The sequence below is a fragment of the Rhizobium sp. SRI_017 genome, from assembly GCF_057586295.1.
Genome location: NZ_JBYCZP010000001.1, coordinates 436,374 through 453,122, shown reverse-complemented (window position 1 = coordinate 453,122; position 16,749 = coordinate 436,374). Strand labels below are relative to the sequence as shown.

Below are 16,749 nucleotides of genomic sequence, written 5' to 3'. Positions count from 1 at the left end.
ACTTGACGATGTTAGTCAGCTATTGCGTCCTTAAATAAAGATGAGTATCGAAGTCAAGAAATGAATTGGCATTGCGAGGCCCTCGCGGTGCAGCGTGGAGACATGCAATGATGGTCGAGGCGGAGAAAAAGGACACCGGCGCAGCCGATGCGCAGCGTCCGAGCCAGGACGCACTTCCGGAATATGACACCGGCACATTGTTTGCTGGCAAGCGCGAGATCGTGATCTGCCACGCCGGCGCCGATTACCGGATGAAGATCACCAAACAGGGCAAACTTATCCTCAACAAGTAATTTCAGGCACCCAGGCGGACACCCCAGGGAAGATTAAGGGACGAGAAGACATGACCGAGAAGACGATGCCGACGCCAGCGGAAATCCGCGCCTATCGTGCGGAGAATGCCAAGATGCGCGAGCGCGACATTGCTGCCAATCTGGGCATTTCCGAAGCGGCACTGGTCGCCGCCGAAGTCGGCCTGACCGTGACCCGCATCGAGGCCGATCCGAACAAGCTGCTGGCCCGCGCTCCGGACTTCGGCACCGTGATGGCGCTCAGCCGCAACGAAAGCGCCGTGCACGAGAAGATCGGCGTCTATGAGGCGATCCAGATCGGCGAGAAGACCTCGCTGACGCTGGGTGAGAATATCGATCTGCGCATCTTCAACTGGGTCTGGGCGCATGCCTTCGCCGTCACCAAGACCGATGGCGAGACCATCCGCCGCTCGCTGCAATATTTCGACAAGTCGGGCGAGGCGATCCACAAGGTTCATCTTCGCTCGGAATCGAATGTCGAGGCCTATGAGGCCTTTGTCGCCGACCATAAGCTCCGGGACCAGAGCCAGGACTTTGTCGCGCAGCCCTTTACCAAGCTCGCTTCGGGCCGGACGGAAGGTTTCGACGTCGCCGAACTCCGCGATCACTGGTCGAAGATGACCGACACGCATGAATTCTTCGGCATGCTGAAGAAGCTCGATATCGACCGCCGCGCGGCCGTCCAGAATGTCGGCGAGGATTACGCCTGGAAGCTGTCCGACGGCGCCGTTGAGGCATTCTTCGGCAAGGCGGTCGAAAGCCAGGTGAACCTGATGTGCTTCGTCGCCAATCGCGGCATCGTCCAGATCCATACCGGCCCGGTCCACAATGTGGCGCCGATGGGCCCTTGGCTCAACATCATGGATCCGACCTTCCACCTCCACCTGCGCGCCGATCGCATCGCAGAAGCCTGGGCCGTGCGCAAGCCGACCAAGGACGGCCATGTCACCTCCGTCGAGGCCTATGACAAGAATGGCGAGATGATCATTCAGTTCTTCGGCAAGCGCAAGGAAGGCAATGTCGAGATGGCGGAATGGCGCGCGCTGGTCGAGGGCCTTCCCACTACCAATGCGGCCGAAGCCGCCTGAGGATAGAATGATGTCTCAATCCGGAATCCGTCGTTGCGCGCTTATCGCGTTCGCGGCCCTCTTGGCTGTGAGCGGGCCGGCGCTGGCCGAAGAGATCAAGCCCGTCGACACGTCGCGCCTGGTGACGGTCGGCGGCGCCGTCACCGAAATCGTCTTTGCTTTGGGCTACGGCGACAAGGTCGTCGCGCGCGACATCACCAGCTTCTATCCGGATGAAGTCAACAAGCTGCCAAGCGTCGGCTACATGCGGGCGCTCTCGCCGGAAGGCGTGCTGTCGGTCAATCCCTCCGCCATCCTGATGATCCAGGGCAGTGGCCCCAAGGAGACCGTCGACGTCCTGAGCAAGGCATCGGTGCCGCTGGTCACCATTCCGGAAGGCTATGATCGCGACGCGCTGGTCGCCAAGATCAAGGCCGTGGGCAAGGCGCTCGGCGCCGACGCCAAGGCGGACGAACTGGCTGCCAAGGTTGGGGCGGATGTTGACGCTGCCGTCGCCGATGCTGGCAAGATCGAGGAAGCCAAGCGCAAGCGCGTGCTCTTCGTGATGACCGTGCAGAACGGCAAGATCATGGCGGCCGGCGAGCACACCGCCGCCCACGGCATCATCGCGCTCGGCGGCGGCATCAACGCGACGTCGGATTTCCACGGCTACAAGCCGCTCAACGACGAAGCCGTGATCAATGCCAAGCCGGATGTCATCCTCCTCATGGACACCGGCGCCCAGACGGTGTCCGAGGCGGACATTCTCGCCAATCCCGCCGTGGCCTTGACGCCGGCCGGCCAGGCGAAGAAGGTAATCCGTCTCGGCGGAAGCGCGCTTCTCTTCGGCCCCCGCACCGCCAATGCCGTCCGCAAGGTCTACACGACGCTCTACGGCGGCTGAGACATGGCACTGAACGTGGAAGCCGGCCTCGACGAACTGGCGTCAAGCGAAGGTCGGGCCGGCCGCGACCGTGGTTCATTGGCACTGGCTTATGGCCTGCCGGCGCTGGTCATCCTCACCATCCTCATGCTGCTCGTGTCGATCATGACGGGCGCCAGCGCGGCCTCAGTGACCGGGCTGCTCAAGAACCTCCTTCTGGGTGGAACGGACAATCCGGCTGATGTATTGCGTGACCGCATCGTCATCCTCGAAGTGCGCATGCCGCGTGCGGCTCTCGGCTTTCTAGTCGGCGCTGCCCTCGCGGCCTGCGGGGCGACGATGCAGGGCCTGTTCCGCAATCCCCTGGCCGATCCGGGCGTCCTCGGGGTCACCTCCGGCGCCAGCCTGGGCGCCGTGTCCACGATCGTTCTCGGCGGCACCTTGCTTGCCCCGCTCACGGCTGTATTCGGCATCTTCACGCTTCCCATCATGGCCTTCGTCGGTGCTCTCATCGTCACCTATATTCTCTATCGCCTCGGACGCCGGGAGGGCGAGACGCAGATCGCTACCATGCTGGTCGCGGGCATCGCCATCTCCGCGCTCGGCATGGCCGGCACCGGCCTCTTGATCTACATGGCCAACGACACCCAGATCCGCGACATCACCTTCTGGAGCCTCGGCTCGCTTGCCGGCTCGACCTGGCAGAAGGCAGCCATCGCGGCCGCGGTCATCCTGCCGTCGCTGCTGACCTTGCCGTTCCTCGCCCGTGGCCTCAATGCCTTCACGCTCGGCGAAGCGGCGGCCTTCCACATGGGCGTGCCGGTCGAGCGCTTCAAGCGCGCGGCGATCCTCATGGTAGCGGCGGCCACCGGCGTGTCGGTCGCGCTCTCGGGCGGTATCGGCTTTATCGGCATGATCGTGCCGCATCTGATCCGGATCGCCGCCGGCCCCGATCACCGTTTCCTGCTGCCGGCTTCGGCGCTGCTCGGCGGTTGCCTGCTGCTCGCCGCCGACATGGTCACAAGGGTGATCGTCGCGCCGGCCGAATTGCCGATCGGCATCCTCACCGCGCTCATCGGTGCGCCCTTCTTCCTCTGGATCCTGCTCAAGGACCGCTCGGGGAGAATGGCATGACGATCGATGTCAAAAATCTTTCCGTCGCGCTCTCAGGCCGCCCCGTTGTCAACGAACTGAGCTTTCAGGCGATGCCGGGCAAGCTCACCGCCATCATCGGTCCAAACGGCTCGGGTAAAACCACGACCATGAAGGCGATCTCGGGCGAGCGGAAATTCGATGGCAAGATCCGCTTCAATGGCCAGGATTTGCGGTCGCTGAGCGCCAAGCAGCTGGCGCTGTCCCGCGCCGTACTGGCCCAAACGATCAGCCTCGGCTTTCCCTTCCTGGTCCGCGAAGTGCTCGAAATGGGCATCGTCGCGGGCGACACGCATGATGCGGCGGAAGCAGCGCGCGTGATGGGCAAGGCGCTCGACGCCGTCGATCTCAAGGGTTTCGAATCCCGCGTCGCGACCCATCTGTCCGGCGGCGAGCAGGCACGGCTGCATATGGCCCGCGTGCTCTGCCAGATTCCGGATGCGGTCCGGAATGGCCAGCCGCACTGGCTTTTCCTCGACGAACCGGTTGCCAGCCTCGACATCAAGCATCAGCTCGCCATCATGCGGCTGGCGCGCGACTTCGTCGCCCGCGGGGGCGGCGTCATCGCCGTCATGCACGATCTCAACCTGACCGCCATGTTTGCCGATCATGTCGTGATGCTGAGGGGTGGCCGTCTTCACGCCGCCGGCGCGCCGGACGAGGTGTTCACGGAAAGCGCGCTGGAAGCGGTCTACGGCTGCCGGCTCTCCGTCAGCCGCGAGCCGGAAACCGGCCTCATCCGCGTCCTGACGCCACTCGCGGCCTGATATCCCCACCGATTGCACGAACGAAAAGGGCCGCGCATCGCTGCGAGGCCCCTTCTGGTCAGTTAATACGGATCACGCGAAGAGGAAGTGTCCTTCCTGGAGGTCGGCGACTTCCCAGCCTGTCAGCGTGACGCTGCCGCCGTCATAGGCGATGGTGGCGCCCTTCTTGCCGTCGGTTGCCGCGTCGAGGACGGCGTCGAAATCCGCGAACTGGCCGGAGAAGTTGATCAGATCGGCACCATTGCCGAAGTCGCTGATCGTGTCGTTGCCGTCGCCGGCTTCGAAGACGAAGGTGTCGATTCCCTTGCCGCCCGAAAGCTTGTCGTTGCCCGCGTCACCGAAGATGGTGTCGTTGCCCTTGCCGCCACCGAGCGTGTCGGCACCGCCTTCGCCATGCAGCGTATCGGCCTTGTTGAAGCCGGTGAACTTGTCCTTGCCGGTGGAGCCGGTGAACTCGATCGAATCCGAGTTCAGGAATTTCATCAGGCTGGTCGTGTTGTTCTTGATCTCGTCGTCGGTGAGGTCGGAGATCCAGCTCTTGGAGTAGTCGGCGATTTCCATCTCGTCGAAGGAAATGCGAAGCTCGCCGTTGTTGGTATATTCCGGGTTCGAATCGCTTTCCTTCGTGCCGGTGCCGAAGGTGATCGCGGTGAGGTCGCCGCCCATCACATGGCCATCGAAGACATATTTCCAGCCGTCCTGGCCGCCTTCGAGGATGACGCTCTGGCCGTTGGTCTTGCCATCCCAACTCACATAGTCATCGCCACGATAGACGTCGTCCTGCATGTCGGCTGGAGTGCCGCCGTCGTCGTAATCCTCGTTGACGAAGCCGCCGAAGTCGCTCGCCTCGAACTTCTTGTCGAAGTTCTTCAGATAGCTCGCGAAGTCGATACCCTTGCCGTCATTGTTGGCGTCGGAGAGATTGATGTTGATTGCCATGGGTCGGCCCCTTCCTGAAATATGAGCGCGGAAGTCAACTATTAAAGCTGACGAATCGAGTCAAGTTAAAAGAGGGGGATGGAGAGGATTAGCAGTTGTCGAAATCGGTCGCGCATTTCGGGTTGCGCCAAAGTCCCTTGGCCGCCAGCCTCTGCGCGTCGGCCTGTGCGGAAAGCAGGGTTTCATCGCCCACCGCCATGCCGTAACCCTGGCTGACGATCGCGGACGCCACATCCCGCGACCCGATGACGCAATGGCTGAGCGTCATCTTCTTCTCGCCCTGCGCGACATCGCAGAGCAGGCGCTTGCCGCGCACCAGATTACCAAGAAAGATCGATGCTATGCGGCCGCAGGCCCAGCGCCCGCCCTCGATGGCCTGGCAGAGCCGCTTGTTCTTGACCGGGCGAATGTGGTCGATCTCGTAGAGAATATCGCCGACGCTGAAGCTCCGGCTGTCCACGACCTTGATACGCTGCGGAACGACGATCCAGATGCGGCTGTCACGCGCAACCACCTTTGCCGGCAGCCGCTCATATGTCTGGTGGGTGCGATCGATGCGGGTGGGCTGTGTCGTCCAGAGCGGATCGTCGCTCTCCTGCGCCTGCGCAGCCGGCAGGAACGACATCAGGAGGGCGAGGGAAAGCCCGGAATAACGCAGCATGGTCATGGGCGGAGAATAATGCGGCGCATCGGGAATGTCACCGCGGGCGATTGGCTCGATCAGAAGCCGGTGCCGCCGCGGATTTCTTTGACCAGCGTGCCGACGAGGATCTTGACATCGGTCCACACGTTGAAGTCGCGGATATATTCGACATCGCTCGTGAAGCGTGCTCTTGCCAGGTCCTCGCGGTCGGTCGGGCCGCGATAGCCGCGGAACTGCGCCAGGCCCGTCAGGCCCGGACGGACCAGATGGCGGATGTGGTAATCCTTGACCAGTTCCTCATAGAGCACGCCACCTGCCAGCATGCCGGGCACATGGCAGCGCGGGCCGACCAACGACATGTCGCCGAGCAGGATGTTGATGAGCTGCGGCAATTCGTCGAGATTGGTCTTGCGGAGGATCGCGCCGATGCGGGTGACCCGCGGGTCGTCACGGCGCGTTTGCGCCACGCCCGATACGTCGCAAAGATCATTTCGCATGGAGCGGAACTTGAAGATGCGGATAATACGTCCGCCGCGACCCCAGCGGTTCTGCATGAAGAATACGGGGCCCTTGCTTTCCCACTTGATCGCTGCAGCGATCGCGAGGAAGAAGGGCAGAAGCACTATCAGGGCAACCGCCGACACGAAGATGTCGAAGAGGCGTTTCGCCGCGAAATTCAGCGGCTTCTGCAGTGCAACATCCTTCCAGTCGCGATCGGTCGCATCAGGCAGCGCGATGCCGTTTGCCGGCAGCGCGTGCTGGCGGCCGTTAGCAGAGATCGCGATAACTGAACGAACGTCGGCAGGATGCATAACTGATTGCCCGAACTTGACTATTTCCCGCGGGGAACGGAGCTTCCTTAGATCAATCATTTCGGAAAGTCACCATGCCTTAACTGAATGTTCATCATGAGCGCATCGCATATCGCTCCGCAGCAAATCGCATTCACAACACGAAAATCGCGGAATTATGGCCCCTAACGTGAAATCCGGGCAAACTGTTCCGCTACATCAGGTCGCGGTGCCAAGATTTTCCAGCGGCGGGAAAGAGGAATGCAGGAAAAGCAGATCAGATCTGCGCCCGCCGCATGACTGTAGACGGGGTCAGGGACTGGGGCGTCCAGTCTGGGGTTGCCGCCATTGTCTTCGGAAGGGCCAGTGGCTCGCGCCGAGGTCTCAGCTGCGGCCCTGCTTCATCGTCGAGAGATAGCCATCGAAAATGGATTCGACACTCTTCTGATACGCCTTCTGCACTTCGATGCCGCTATCGAACATCTGGCTCACGATTCCACCAAAGGCATCCTGAGCGGCCTCTGCCTGCGGCTTCTCTGCAGTGTCATCCACCTTGGCCTCCGGCGCCTTGGCTTCGTTCATCTGCGGGAACATGGCGAAGAAGGGATTGGCTGCGCCGCCTTGGGCCGAAGCCTGGCGCAGGAAGGATTGGAAGCCCTGCGTGAAAGGGTTGTCGAAGAAAGGGTTGGATTCCTTCGGCTTCTCCTTGAGGCCGGCCGCCTCCATCCACTGGCCGAAGAAGTCGGCCGGCTTGCCCTGGGTGATTGCTTCGCCCGCGGCCTGGAATTGGTTCGCCATCTGCTTGAAGAAGCCGCCCATCATCGTATTGGCAACCACGGGCAGCATCTGCTTGTAGACGTCCTGGCCGATCCCCGACATCTGCTCGGCCTGTGCCGCGACCGCGCGGGACACATCCTTCGAGCCGAAGATCAGCGCCAGCACATTGTTGCCGTCCGCAATGCCCTTCGGTGAGAAGGCCTTGGTCATGTCCTCGAAATATTGCGCGTAGTTGCCGCTCGACGCAGCCGTCATAAGCGAGGAGAAGTCATAAGGATTGGTCACGGAACGCTTGAGCCCGGTCGAGAAGGCTGGCATCAGCGCAGCCATTGCCTGCTGCATCTGCTCCTGGGCCAGCCCGAACTGCTTGGCCATCGCTTCCATGGCGTTGCCGCCCTGAGCCTTCGTCATCATGTCGAACAGGGGGAGCATGGCAAACCTTTCCTTGCGAAGCAGGGTGGGGACGGATTGCCGCACTATAGCGCTAATGGCCGATTATCAAACAGGAATTGTGCGGGAGAGGGCGCGCTCGCCCGCACGGCATTCCTCAATATTGATAGTCGTCGAAGACCGCTTCGATATTGCCGTTCCAGCGGCCCTTCCAGAGCGAAAGCATATCGTCGGCAAGGGTCGATCGCTTGGCGAGCATTTCGTCGAGCGGTGCGAGGAACACGGTTTCGTCCTGCTCCGAGGCGTTCAGCCTGTGACGGCTCTTGAGGCCTGCGCGGGCGATATCGACAACCTCCCGGCCGAGTTCCCAAAGGCTGCGACCGCGGAAGGTGGCATCGAGGCCCTGCGCCGGCACCGCGCTGCGAAGCGTCTCCACTTCGTCGAAGCCCCAGTCCTTCGTGAGCGCCTCGGCAGCGTCAAGCGCTGCGCCATCATAGAGCAGGCCGACCCAGAAAGCCGGCAACGCACAGATCCGTCGCCACGGGCCGCCATCGGCGCCGCGCATTTCGAGGAAGCGCTTGAGACGGACGTCCGGGAAAAGCGTCGACAGATGGTTCGTCCAGTCGCCCATGTTCGGCTGCCAGTCGGCAACTTCGCCCTTGAGCGCACCGCCCAGGAACTGGCGGAAAGTGATGTGAGTACAGTCGTGATACTTGCCGTCGCGCACGACGAAATACATCGGCACGTCGAGCGCCCATTCGACATAGTCACCGAAGCCGAAATCCGGCTTGAAAGCGAAGGGCAGCAGGCCGCCGCGCTGGTTGTCGGTGTCGGTCCAGATGTCGCCGCGCCAGGATTTCAGCCCGTTCGGCTTGCCTTCGGTAAAAGGCGAACTCGCGAAGATCGCCGTCGCCAGCGACTGCAGCTTCAGCGACACCTGCATCTTGCGGCGCATATCGACCTCGGAGGAGAAGTCGAGGTTCACCTGGATCGTGCAGGTCCGGTACATCATGTCGAGGCCCTTGGTGCCGACCTTGGGCATGTAGCGGCTCATGATCGCATAGCGCGACTTCGGCATGCGCGGGGTTTCTTCGAACGTCCATTTCGGGCTGCCGCCCATGCCGAGGAAGGCGATGCCGAGCGGTTCGGCGATTTCCTGCACCAGCGCCAGATGCTGGTTGGTTTCCTTGCAAGTCTCGTGCAGATTCTCCAGCGGAGCGCCCGAAAGCTCGAACTGGCCACCGGGCTCGAGTGAGATAGCGCCCATGCCGGAGGGGCCGCCGAGCCCGATAATGTTGCCGGCATCGATGATCGGCTCCCAGCCGGTCCGCGCTTGCATCGTATCGAGGATTGTCTTGATTCCGGCATCGCCGAAATAGGGCACAGGGCGCTTGCCATCGCGAAAGAACGGGAATTTCTCATGCTCGGTGCCGATCCGGAACTTGTCTTCCGGCTTTGACCCTTCGGCGAGATACTCTGCCAACTCGTCGGTTGAGGTAATAGGCGTGCTGTCGGAGGTATCGCGTGCCATGAGGTGCTTCTTGCAAGAGGGAAAGGCCCTCAAGGGGCCGGAACCGGCGGGATGGTTGGACCGGAATTATTTGCGATGCAAGTGAAAAGGATTCAAGCCGGATTGAATTTCGCTTAACGCAAATTTCAGTGCCAGTCGCCGACCGTCGCCTGGATCACGGCCATTGCCGCAACGGCAGCGGTATCAGCCCGCAAGATCCGTGGACCAAGCGGTATTGCCGTGACGAAGGGCAGGCTACGCAAGATTGTCTGCTCCTCTGCGGAGAAGCCGCCTTCCGGACCGATCAACAGCGCATGGTGCTTTTCGGTGATACTCTTCAACGCCGACATCGGGTTGTTGGTCTCCGCACCCTCGTCGCAATAGATGATGCGGCGCGTGGCATCCCAGCTCTCGAGCAGGCTGGCCAGCCGCACCGGTTCGCGCACGTCGGGGATCGCCAGGATGCCGCATTGCTCCGCCGCCTCGATGGCATTGGCGCGCAGACGCTCGATCGAGCCGATCTTGCCCTGCACATGCTGGGTCATGACGGGTTGCAGCACGCCCGCGCCCATCTCCACCGCCTTCTGAACGAGATAGTCGAGACGGCCGACCTTGAGCGGCGCGAAGAGATAGTGGAGGTCGGATGGCTGCGGCTGCGGCCGGGACTGCTCGACCGGTTCGAGCGCGATCTTCTTCTTCGAAGGGTAATGCAGCTTCGCGAGCCATTCGCCATCGCGGCCGTTGAAGGCGAGCAGTTCGGCGCCGTCCTCCATCCGCAGCACATTGTGCAGGTAATTGTATTGGGCATCGTCCACGGCTATCGCGGTGCCGGGACGGATGTCGCCATGGACGAAGAGCCTTTGCAGGCGGAAATTGGCACGCATGGTCGCCTCAGATGATGGTCTGCAGGATGGTGACGATCAGCGCCGCAAGTAATCCGGAAGCCGGCACCGTGACAAGCCATGCCGCCAGGATCGAGGAAAGGTAGGAACGCCGTACGAGATATCGGTAGCCCCGATCCTGCAACGTATCGCCCTCGTCGTCATCCCTGTCAGCGGCAGCAAGCAGCTTGGGCAGTTCATGCGGCTCGGCACGGGCGAGGATATAGTCGCGCCGCTTGGCGGAATTGGCGGTGTACCATTCGCGGAAGAGACCAACGCCGAACACGGACCCGACCGCGACATGCGTCGAGCTGACCGGCAGGCCAAGCGCCGAGGCAATGATGACGGTGATTGCCGCCGCCATGGCTACACAGAAGGCGCGCACCGGATTGAGCTTGGTGATCTGGCTGCCGACGACCCGGATCAGGCGCGGCCCGTAGAGCGCCAGACCGACGGATATGCCGAAGGCGCCGATGGCGGTCACCCAGTAAGGCGCATCGAGGTTGCGGGCGACGGATTGAATCCCTGCTGCCTCGACGATCGCGGACAGCGGGCCGATCGCATTGGAGACGTCGTTGGCACCATGTGCGAAGGACATCAGTGCCGCCGCGAAGATCAGCGGCATGCGAAATAGCACCTTGAGCGACTGGTTCCGGTTCTCGAGGTTCTCGGACTGCTTGGCGATCACCAGCCGCAGGCAGAAATAGCTGACGAGCCCGAGTGACAGGCCTGAGATCGTCGCATGATACATGTTGATGCGGGGAAAGCGGCCCGTGAGCACGATCAGGAGATAAGTGACGAACGCGCCCGTCATGACCGCCAGCAGCACCGGCACCCATCGCCGCGCCGAGGCCACCTTGTCGTCGGTATAGATGATGGCCTCCTTGATGAACCAAAGGAAGGCGATGGCGATCGCCGCTCCGAGGATCGGCGAGAGGAGCCAACTCAGCGCGATCTGGGCAATGACCGTCCAGTTCACCGAGCCGGCGCCGGCGGCAACGGTCGTCGCGCCCATGATACTTCCGACGATGGAATGCGTGGTCGAAACCGGTGCATTCAGCCACGTCGCGGCATTGATCCAGATCGCGGCCGAGAGCAGGGCGGCCAGCATGATCGCGATGACCGTTCCGGGATCGCCGATAGCATAGGGATCGACGATCCCGGATTTGATGGTCTGGACGACTTGGCCGCCAGCGACGAAGGCGCCGAAGATCTCAAAAACGAATGCGATCGAAAGCGCGCCCACGAGCGTGATCGCCTTGGCGCCCACCGCAGCGCCGACATTGTTGGTCACATCATTCGCGCCGATATTCATGGCCATATAGGCCGCGACAGCGGCGGCGGCGATGATGATCATCGCGACTTCATCGGTCGAAACGAAAAATGAAGAGAGAACCGCCGCGAGCGCAAGGAAGATCGCGGCCAAACCGGGTGCAGCGGCCCTTTTCATCACGAATTGGGTCGAGGCCTCGATGAAGGAAAACTTCTCGAGATCCTTGTCGAGCGTTGGCTTTTCAAATCGGGATTGTGGTTCGCTCATCCTGCTGCCTGTTGACGCTGTCAGCTAACGCCAACGTGAGCAGTGATGCAACTGTAAAAGATGTTTCAGGATTCGCGTTTCGCGAAGGCCAGAATGATCTTTTTCAGCCCGGCCTCGGCGACACGGCTTGCGGCTTCCTGCGGGCTGACCCATTCTAGCTTGCGCACGCCCTTTTCCTTGTAGTCCTTGAAAGAACCGGTGACTTCCAGCGCGTGGACCTGAACCTCGCAGGGCAGTACCAGTCCTTCCGCCATGGCCTTGCCGTAGCCGAAAGAGCCGAGCGGGTCGTGCTCGACGATGCCTTTGACACCGGCCTCTTCGCGGGCTTCGGTTGCGGCCACGACATGCGAGGCCTTGCTGCCCATCGGCCATCCCTTGGGAATGACCCAGCGGCCGGTATCCCGGCTGGTGAGGAGGAGGATCTCCAACTGTCCGTCCTTCTTCGACCGTCGATAGCAAAGCGCAGCATATTGCGTCCGCTTGGGACGGCGGAACATAAGCTGGAAGGTCGACGATAGTTCGGACAGCACGTTCAAGTTTTCAGGTCACCTCTTCACCGAAGGAATCGATCTGCTTCAGACTAATATAGGACGGACGGGTTGCGCGTGGCTTTTTTAGCTGAACGTTCGATACTCCACTGATATTCTTGCTTAAATCACGACAGAATCATGATCGGACGTCGATGCGCGCCACTTTACCGCCGATGAACGCGCTGAGAGCCTTCGAAGCAGTCGCCCGCTGCGGCAGCCTCAACGCCGCGGCAGCCGAACTTGGCGTGGTTCGCGGCGCCGTGCGCCAGCAACTTGCCGTCATTGAAGCGCATTTCGGGCGGCCGCTTTTCGTGCGGTCCGGCAGGCGTCTGCAACTGAGCGAGGAAGCGAGCGTCTATTTTGCGGAGGTCACCAAGGCCTTCGCCATGCTGCGTCGCGCGTCCGATGCGTTCGCGCGTGCTTCGGGGACGCTGCGTTTCGGCGTGCCCTCGGCCTTTGCAATGTGGTGGCTGATGCCGCGCCTTTCAAGGCTGGAAGCGGCCATGGGTGCCCAGGCTTTCACCATCGTGCCGCTACCGGCGGTTCGTCCGATTGGCGAATTGCCGGACATTGATGCCGTGATCATGGGCGCCGAATTCCGGCCAGCCGCCGATATCTCGGCCGTCCGTTTCCTGGCAGATGAATTCGGCCCGGTATTAGCGCCATCCCTCGCCAGGAACCTTGATGGCGCAAGCGAGACCTCCGCCCTCACGCATCTGACTGCCATCGTCGCTGGAACCGCCCCGACGCTCTGGACCGACTGGTTCTCCGAGACGGGGCGACCGCCCGTATCCTTCGCGCGCACCACCCATCTCGAAGACCTCGTCCTCGCACTCGCCTCGTCACGATCGGGCAACGGTGTCACCATCGCGCCGAAAGCCTCGATCGAGGACGATCTTGCTTCCGGCAGGCTCATCGCGCCCTTCGGCTTTCATGCGAGACCTGCCGGCTATCACGTCTGCTACCGGTCCCAGGATCCGTCCGCTCGAGCAATCCGGCACTTCGTCGACTGGCTCGTCCAGGAAGCTGGGTGAGCTCGATAGGTCAGAAAATCTGCCCTATCGAGCACTATTAAATCCCTGCCGCCAACCGCGACAGCGGCCTAGCATCCGGGCACTTGCTCAACCTGGATGCCTGCCATGACCGAACTCACTCGCATCGACTGGATTTCCCGTTCCTGCCGGCTGCTCGGCCAGATCTCCAGGGAATTCAACGAGACCCGTCCCTTCGATGGCCTGACCATCGCGACCGGCATCCATCTCGAACCGAAGACGGTCGCACTCCTGATGACGCTGAGGACCGGCGGCGCGCGCCTTGCGGTCACCGGCAACCTCAATTCGACCCAGCCCGCGACGGTTGACTATCTCCGCGCCCAGGGCATCGAGGTTCATGCCGAGCAGACGACCGACTCGCAGGCGCATGGCCGAAACCTCGACCGCCTTCTCGCGGCAAAGCCCGACCTCCTGCTCGACAACGGCGGCGACCTGTTCGCCCGCTTCGCCGCAAATCCCTATCCGTCGCTTCGTGGTGGCACCGAGGAGACCACCTCCGGCCGCGCCTGCCTGAAGCCGATGCGCTCGGCCATCAAGGTTCCGGTACTGGTCATCAATGACAGTCCGATCAAGCAATTCGTCGAGAACCGCCACGCCGTCGGCCAGAGCCTGTTCGAGAGCTATCTGCGCTTCACCAATCGCTCGACCAACGGCAAGCGCGTCACCGTCTTTGGCTATGGCGCCTGCGGCAAGGGCACGGCCGCCTGCTTCCGCAACGCCTTCGCCTCGGTCAGCGTCGTCGACATCGATCCTGTCACCGCGCTCGAAGCCCATTTCGATGGCTTCACCACGCCGGAGCGCGCCGCCGCGATCGCCAGCGCCGATATCATCGCCACGGTCACCGGCGCGCCCAATATCATCACGGTCCATGACCTGCCCCATTTCAAGGACGGCGTGATCCTCATGAATGGCGGGCATTTCCCACATGAAATCGACGTCGCCGGCATCAAGGACAGCCCGCTGGTCGAGCAGGTCGAGACCTATCCTGGCGATGGCATCGAGACCATCACCCTCAGGAATGGCCGGCATATCCACATTCTCGGCCATGGCCATATGGCAAACCTCGCCGGTCCGCGGCCGCTCGGCAATTCGGTCGAATCCATGGATATTGGCTTTGCACTCCAGGCGCGCTGCCTGGAGCGCGTCGCCCGCGGCGGGCTGGGCGAGGAGGCCTGCGTCGTGCCGGTCCCTACAGACATCGACGCATCCGTGGCCTCCGCCTATCTGGCACTCAACGCTTAGTCCTGCAGCAGGATATTGCGGTCGATATCCTTGATATCGCGCTTGCCGCAGAGTGCCATGGTGATGTCGAGTTCCTTCTGGATGATTTCCAGCACCCGCGTCACGCCGGCCTTGCCGCCGGCGCCGAGGCCGTAGAGGAAGGGCCGGCCGATATAGGTGCCCTTGGCGCCATAGGCGATCGCCTTCAGCACGTCCTGGCCCGAGCGGATGCCGCCGTCGACATGGACTTCGATCTTGTCGCCGACCGCGTCGACCACCTTCGGCAGCATTGATATCGACGACGCCGCACCATCGAGCTGGCGTCCGCCATGGTTGGACACGATGAGGGCGTCGGCGCCGCTGCCGGCAGCGGCGATCGCATCCTCGACGTCATTGATGCCCTTAAGGATCAGCTTGCCGTCCCAACGCTGCCTGATCCACTCGACGTCCTTCCACGACAGCTGCGGATCGAACTGCTCCGCCGTCCAGGAGGACAGCGACGAGAGATCGGAGACATTCTTGGCGTGGCCGGCGATGTTGCGGAAGGTGCGGCGCTCGGTGCCGAGCATCCGCATGCACCAGGCCGGCCGCGTCGCCATCTGCCAGACATGCTTGGGCGTGAATTTCGGAGGTGCCGACAGGCCGTTGCGCAGGTCGTTGTGGCGCTGGCCAAGCACCTGCAGGTCGAGCGTCAGCACCAGCGCCGAGCAGCCAGCGGCCTTGGCGCGGCCGATCAGGTTCTCGACGAAGTCCCGGTCGCGCATCACATAGAGCTGGAACCAGAACGGCTTCTTGGTCACCGATTTCACATCCTCGATCGAGCAGATGCTCATGGTCGACAGCGTAAAGGGAATGCCGAACTCCTCGGCAGCCTGCGCCGCCAGCATTTCGCCATCGGCATGCTGCATGCCGGTGAAACCCGTCGGCGCCAGTGCCACCGGCATCGCCACCTTCTCGCCGACCATCTCGCTTGCCAGCGTCCGCCCGGCCATGTTGACCAGCACGCGCTGACGCAGCTTGATCTTGGAATAGTCTTCCTCATTGGCCCGATACGTGCTCTCGGTCCAGGCGCCGCTATCGGCATAGTCGAAGAACATTTTTGGCACCCGTCGCCGCGCCAGTGTCTTCATTTCGGCGATGGTGAGGACCGACTTCATTTCTGCTTTCCTTCTTGCATTCTCGTAGCGCGCTGCAAAGGCCGCCTGTTGGTTCGATGGATCATAGGGCACCACATCCCGTGCGCCGGTGGCGACGGCCAGAGCGCGGCTTGTGTTCGGCGCCACCGAGAGGCCGGAGGCCGGTGTCGTGTCAGCGCGTGTCTCATCGGAATTGATTGTGGAGGTCATGACTTCACCCCTTCGCTCGCCCGGCTTCTCGCCCGGCCGTTCTGCGCCGTGTCGCGCTGGATCTTTCTCAGGCCTGATACGTGTTCGCGCTCGCCCGCCCGCCGCGCTTCGTCCACGGCGCCGGCGACATAAGCAAGGTGACGGTCGGATGCCCCCCGCGCCGCTTCCGGATCGCCCGAAACGATCGCGTCGATGATCGCGAGATGCTGGTTCAGGATCGCCTCTCGCCCGCCGGGCAGGTCGAGGATCATCCGACGGTGAAAGAAGATCCCTTCGGCGAGCAACTTGTAGCAGGCCCTGAGCGTATGGATCAGGATGACATTGTGTGCCGCGTCGCCCACCGCATTGTGCAGCTCGATGTCTCCATCGACCTCACCCTGGCTGTCGCCGCGTTCATGGGCCGATTTCATCGCCTCGCCGATCGCCACCAGCCGCTCCCGGTCGGCGGCTGTCGCCCGCGTCGCTGCCATCGACGCCGCAAATCCTTCCAGCTCCCGGCGATATTCGAGATAGTCTCGCGTCGACCTCTCATGCCGCGCCACGAGCTCCGCCACCGGCTTGGAGAACACCTGCCCGATCAAATCGGCCACGAAGGTGCCGCCGCCATGCCGGCTTTCGATCAGCCCACGCGCCTCGAGCTCTTTCAGCGCCTCGCGCAGCACCGGCCGCGATATCGCGAGCTGGTCTGCCAGGTCTCGTTCGGCCGGCAGCCGGTCGCCGCTGGACAGCACACCGTCCAGCAACAGGAACTCGATCTGCCGCACGGCTTCGTCGGCCGTACTTCCGTGATCGATTTTCCTGAACAGCCCGTCGGTCATCTCCGTCTCCTGGGCCTCAACTATCAGACCGAGCCTAAGTGGTCAAATTTTTTGTCCACTTTCTTCCAAAGTTGCGATATAGCTGATTTTGCTGGGCCTGCGTCAACCCGCCCGGTTACAATTGGCCGCGA

At 62.2% G+C, this 16,749-nt stretch carries 17 protein-coding genes; 7 read left to right on the top strand and 10 right to left on the bottom strand.

Features of this window, described 5'->3' with window-relative positions; translation table 11 throughout:
• The first annotated feature begins 107 nt into the window (after positions 1-107).
• From AC2YI2_RS02235 to AC2YI2_RS02215, 5 genes are read left to right on the top strand one after another with little or no spacing between them, the layout of a single operon-like run.
• A complete protein-coding gene (locus AC2YI2_RS02235) occupies positions 108-293 on the top strand; it encodes a hemin uptake protein HemP (protein ID WP_487384788.1) in 186 nt (61 codons plus the stop codon).
• Positions 294-343: 50 nt separating this feature from the next.
• Complete coding sequence (locus AC2YI2_RS02230; protein WP_487384787.1) at positions 344-1,399, top strand: hemin-degrading factor; 1,056 nt, start codon at positions 344-346, stop codon at positions 1,397-1,399.
• A gap of 10 nt (positions 1,400-1,409) precedes the next feature.
• Positions 1,410-2,282, top strand: a complete 873-nt coding sequence (locus AC2YI2_RS02225) for a heme/hemin ABC transporter substrate-binding protein (protein ID WP_487384786.1) — start codon at positions 1,410-1,412, stop codon at positions 2,280-2,282.
• A 3-nt stretch (positions 2,283-2,285) separates the two neighbouring features.
• Positions 2,286-3,395 carry a FecCD family ABC transporter permease gene (locus AC2YI2_RS02220; protein WP_487384785.1) on the top strand — a complete coding sequence of 370 codons (1,110 nt, stop codon included), beginning with the start codon at positions 2,286-2,288 and terminating at the stop codon, positions 3,393-3,395.
• Positions 3,392-4,180, top strand: a complete 789-nt coding sequence (locus AC2YI2_RS02215) for a heme ABC transporter ATP-binding protein (protein ID WP_487384784.1) — start codon at positions 3,392-3,394, stop codon at positions 4,178-4,180. The genes AC2YI2_RS02220 and AC2YI2_RS02215 overlap by 4 nt, the downstream gene beginning before the upstream one ends.
• A 72-nt stretch (positions 4,181-4,252) precedes the next feature.
• On the opposite strand, the gene AC2YI2_RS02210 is transcribed toward AC2YI2_RS02215, so the two are convergent.
• The 8 genes from AC2YI2_RS02210 to AC2YI2_RS02175 all read right to left on the bottom strand — a co-directional run bounded on the left by AC2YI2_RS02210 (position 4,253) and on the right by AC2YI2_RS02175 (position 12,187).
• The gene (locus AC2YI2_RS02210) at positions 4,253-5,119 is read right to left on the bottom strand and encodes a calcium-binding protein (RefSeq protein WP_487384783.1); all 867 of its coding nucleotides are present in this window, start codon (positions 5,117-5,119) and stop codon (positions 4,253-4,255) included.
• An 88-nt stretch (positions 5,120-5,207) separates the two neighbouring features.
• Complete coding sequence (locus AC2YI2_RS02205; RefSeq protein WP_487384782.1) at positions 5,208-5,786, bottom strand: thermonuclease family protein; 579 nt, start codon at positions 5,784-5,786, stop codon at positions 5,208-5,210.
• Positions 5,787-5,839: 53 nt separating this feature from the next.
• Complete coding sequence (locus AC2YI2_RS02200) at positions 5,840-6,574, bottom strand: sugar transferase (RefSeq protein ID WP_487384781.1); 735 nt, start codon at positions 6,572-6,574, stop codon at positions 5,840-5,842.
• Positions 6,575-6,937: 363 nt separating this feature from the next.
• On the bottom strand, positions 6,938-7,762 hold the full coding sequence (locus AC2YI2_RS02195; RefSeq protein ID WP_487384780.1) for a DUF937 domain-containing protein: 825 nt from the start codon (positions 7,760-7,762) through the stop codon (positions 6,938-6,940).
• 115 nt (positions 7,763-7,877) lie between these two features.
• Entirely contained in the window at positions 7,878-9,251 is a 1,374-nt protein-coding gene (locus AC2YI2_RS02190) for a glutamate--cysteine ligase (RefSeq protein WP_487384779.1), read from the bottom strand.
• 125 nt (positions 9,252-9,376) lie between these two features.
• On the bottom strand, positions 9,377-10,114 hold the full coding sequence (locus tag AC2YI2_RS02185; RefSeq protein WP_487384778.1) for a 16S rRNA (uracil(1498)-N(3))-methyltransferase: 738 nt from the start codon (positions 10,112-10,114) through the stop codon (positions 9,377-9,379).
• Between the two features lie 7 nt (positions 10,115-10,121).
• On the bottom strand, positions 10,122-11,651 hold the full coding sequence (locus tag AC2YI2_RS02180) for an inorganic phosphate transporter (protein ID WP_487384777.1): 1,530 nt from the start codon (positions 11,649-11,651) through the stop codon (positions 10,122-10,124).
• Between the two features lie 65 nt (positions 11,652-11,716).
• Positions 11,717-12,187 (bottom strand): NUDIX hydrolase, encoded by a 471-nt coding sequence (locus AC2YI2_RS02175; RefSeq protein ID WP_487384776.1) that lies wholly within the window; start codon positions 12,185-12,187, stop codon positions 11,717-11,719.
• 146 nt (positions 12,188-12,333) lie between these two features.
• Here AC2YI2_RS02175 and AC2YI2_RS02170 point away from each other — a divergent pair, with 146 nt between their 5' ends.
• Positions 12,334-13,215, top strand: coding sequence for a LysR substrate-binding domain-containing protein (locus AC2YI2_RS02170; RefSeq protein WP_487384775.1), 882 nt, complete (start codon positions 12,334-12,336; stop codon positions 13,213-13,215).
• A gap of 105 nt (positions 13,216-13,320) precedes the next feature.
• Positions 13,321-14,475 (top strand): adenosylhomocysteinase, encoded by a 1,155-nt coding sequence (locus AC2YI2_RS02165; protein ID WP_487384774.1) that lies wholly within the window; start codon positions 13,321-13,323, stop codon positions 14,473-14,475.
• On the opposite strand, the gene AC2YI2_RS02160 is transcribed toward AC2YI2_RS02165, so the two are convergent.
• Both AC2YI2_RS02160 and AC2YI2_RS02155 read right to left on the bottom strand, forming a co-directional pair.
• Complete coding sequence (locus tag AC2YI2_RS02160) at positions 14,472-15,611, bottom strand: alpha-hydroxy acid oxidase (RefSeq protein WP_487385275.1); 1,140 nt, start codon at positions 15,609-15,611, stop codon at positions 14,472-14,474. The two genes, AC2YI2_RS02165 and AC2YI2_RS02160, sit on opposite strands and share 4 nt — an antisense overlap.
• A gap of 185 nt (positions 15,612-15,796) precedes the next feature.
• Positions 15,797-16,618 carry an FCD domain-containing protein gene (locus AC2YI2_RS02155; RefSeq protein WP_487384773.1) on the bottom strand — a complete coding sequence of 274 codons (822 nt, stop codon included), beginning with the start codon at positions 16,616-16,618 and terminating at the stop codon, positions 15,797-15,799.
• Positions 16,619-16,749 lie beyond the last annotated feature (131 nt).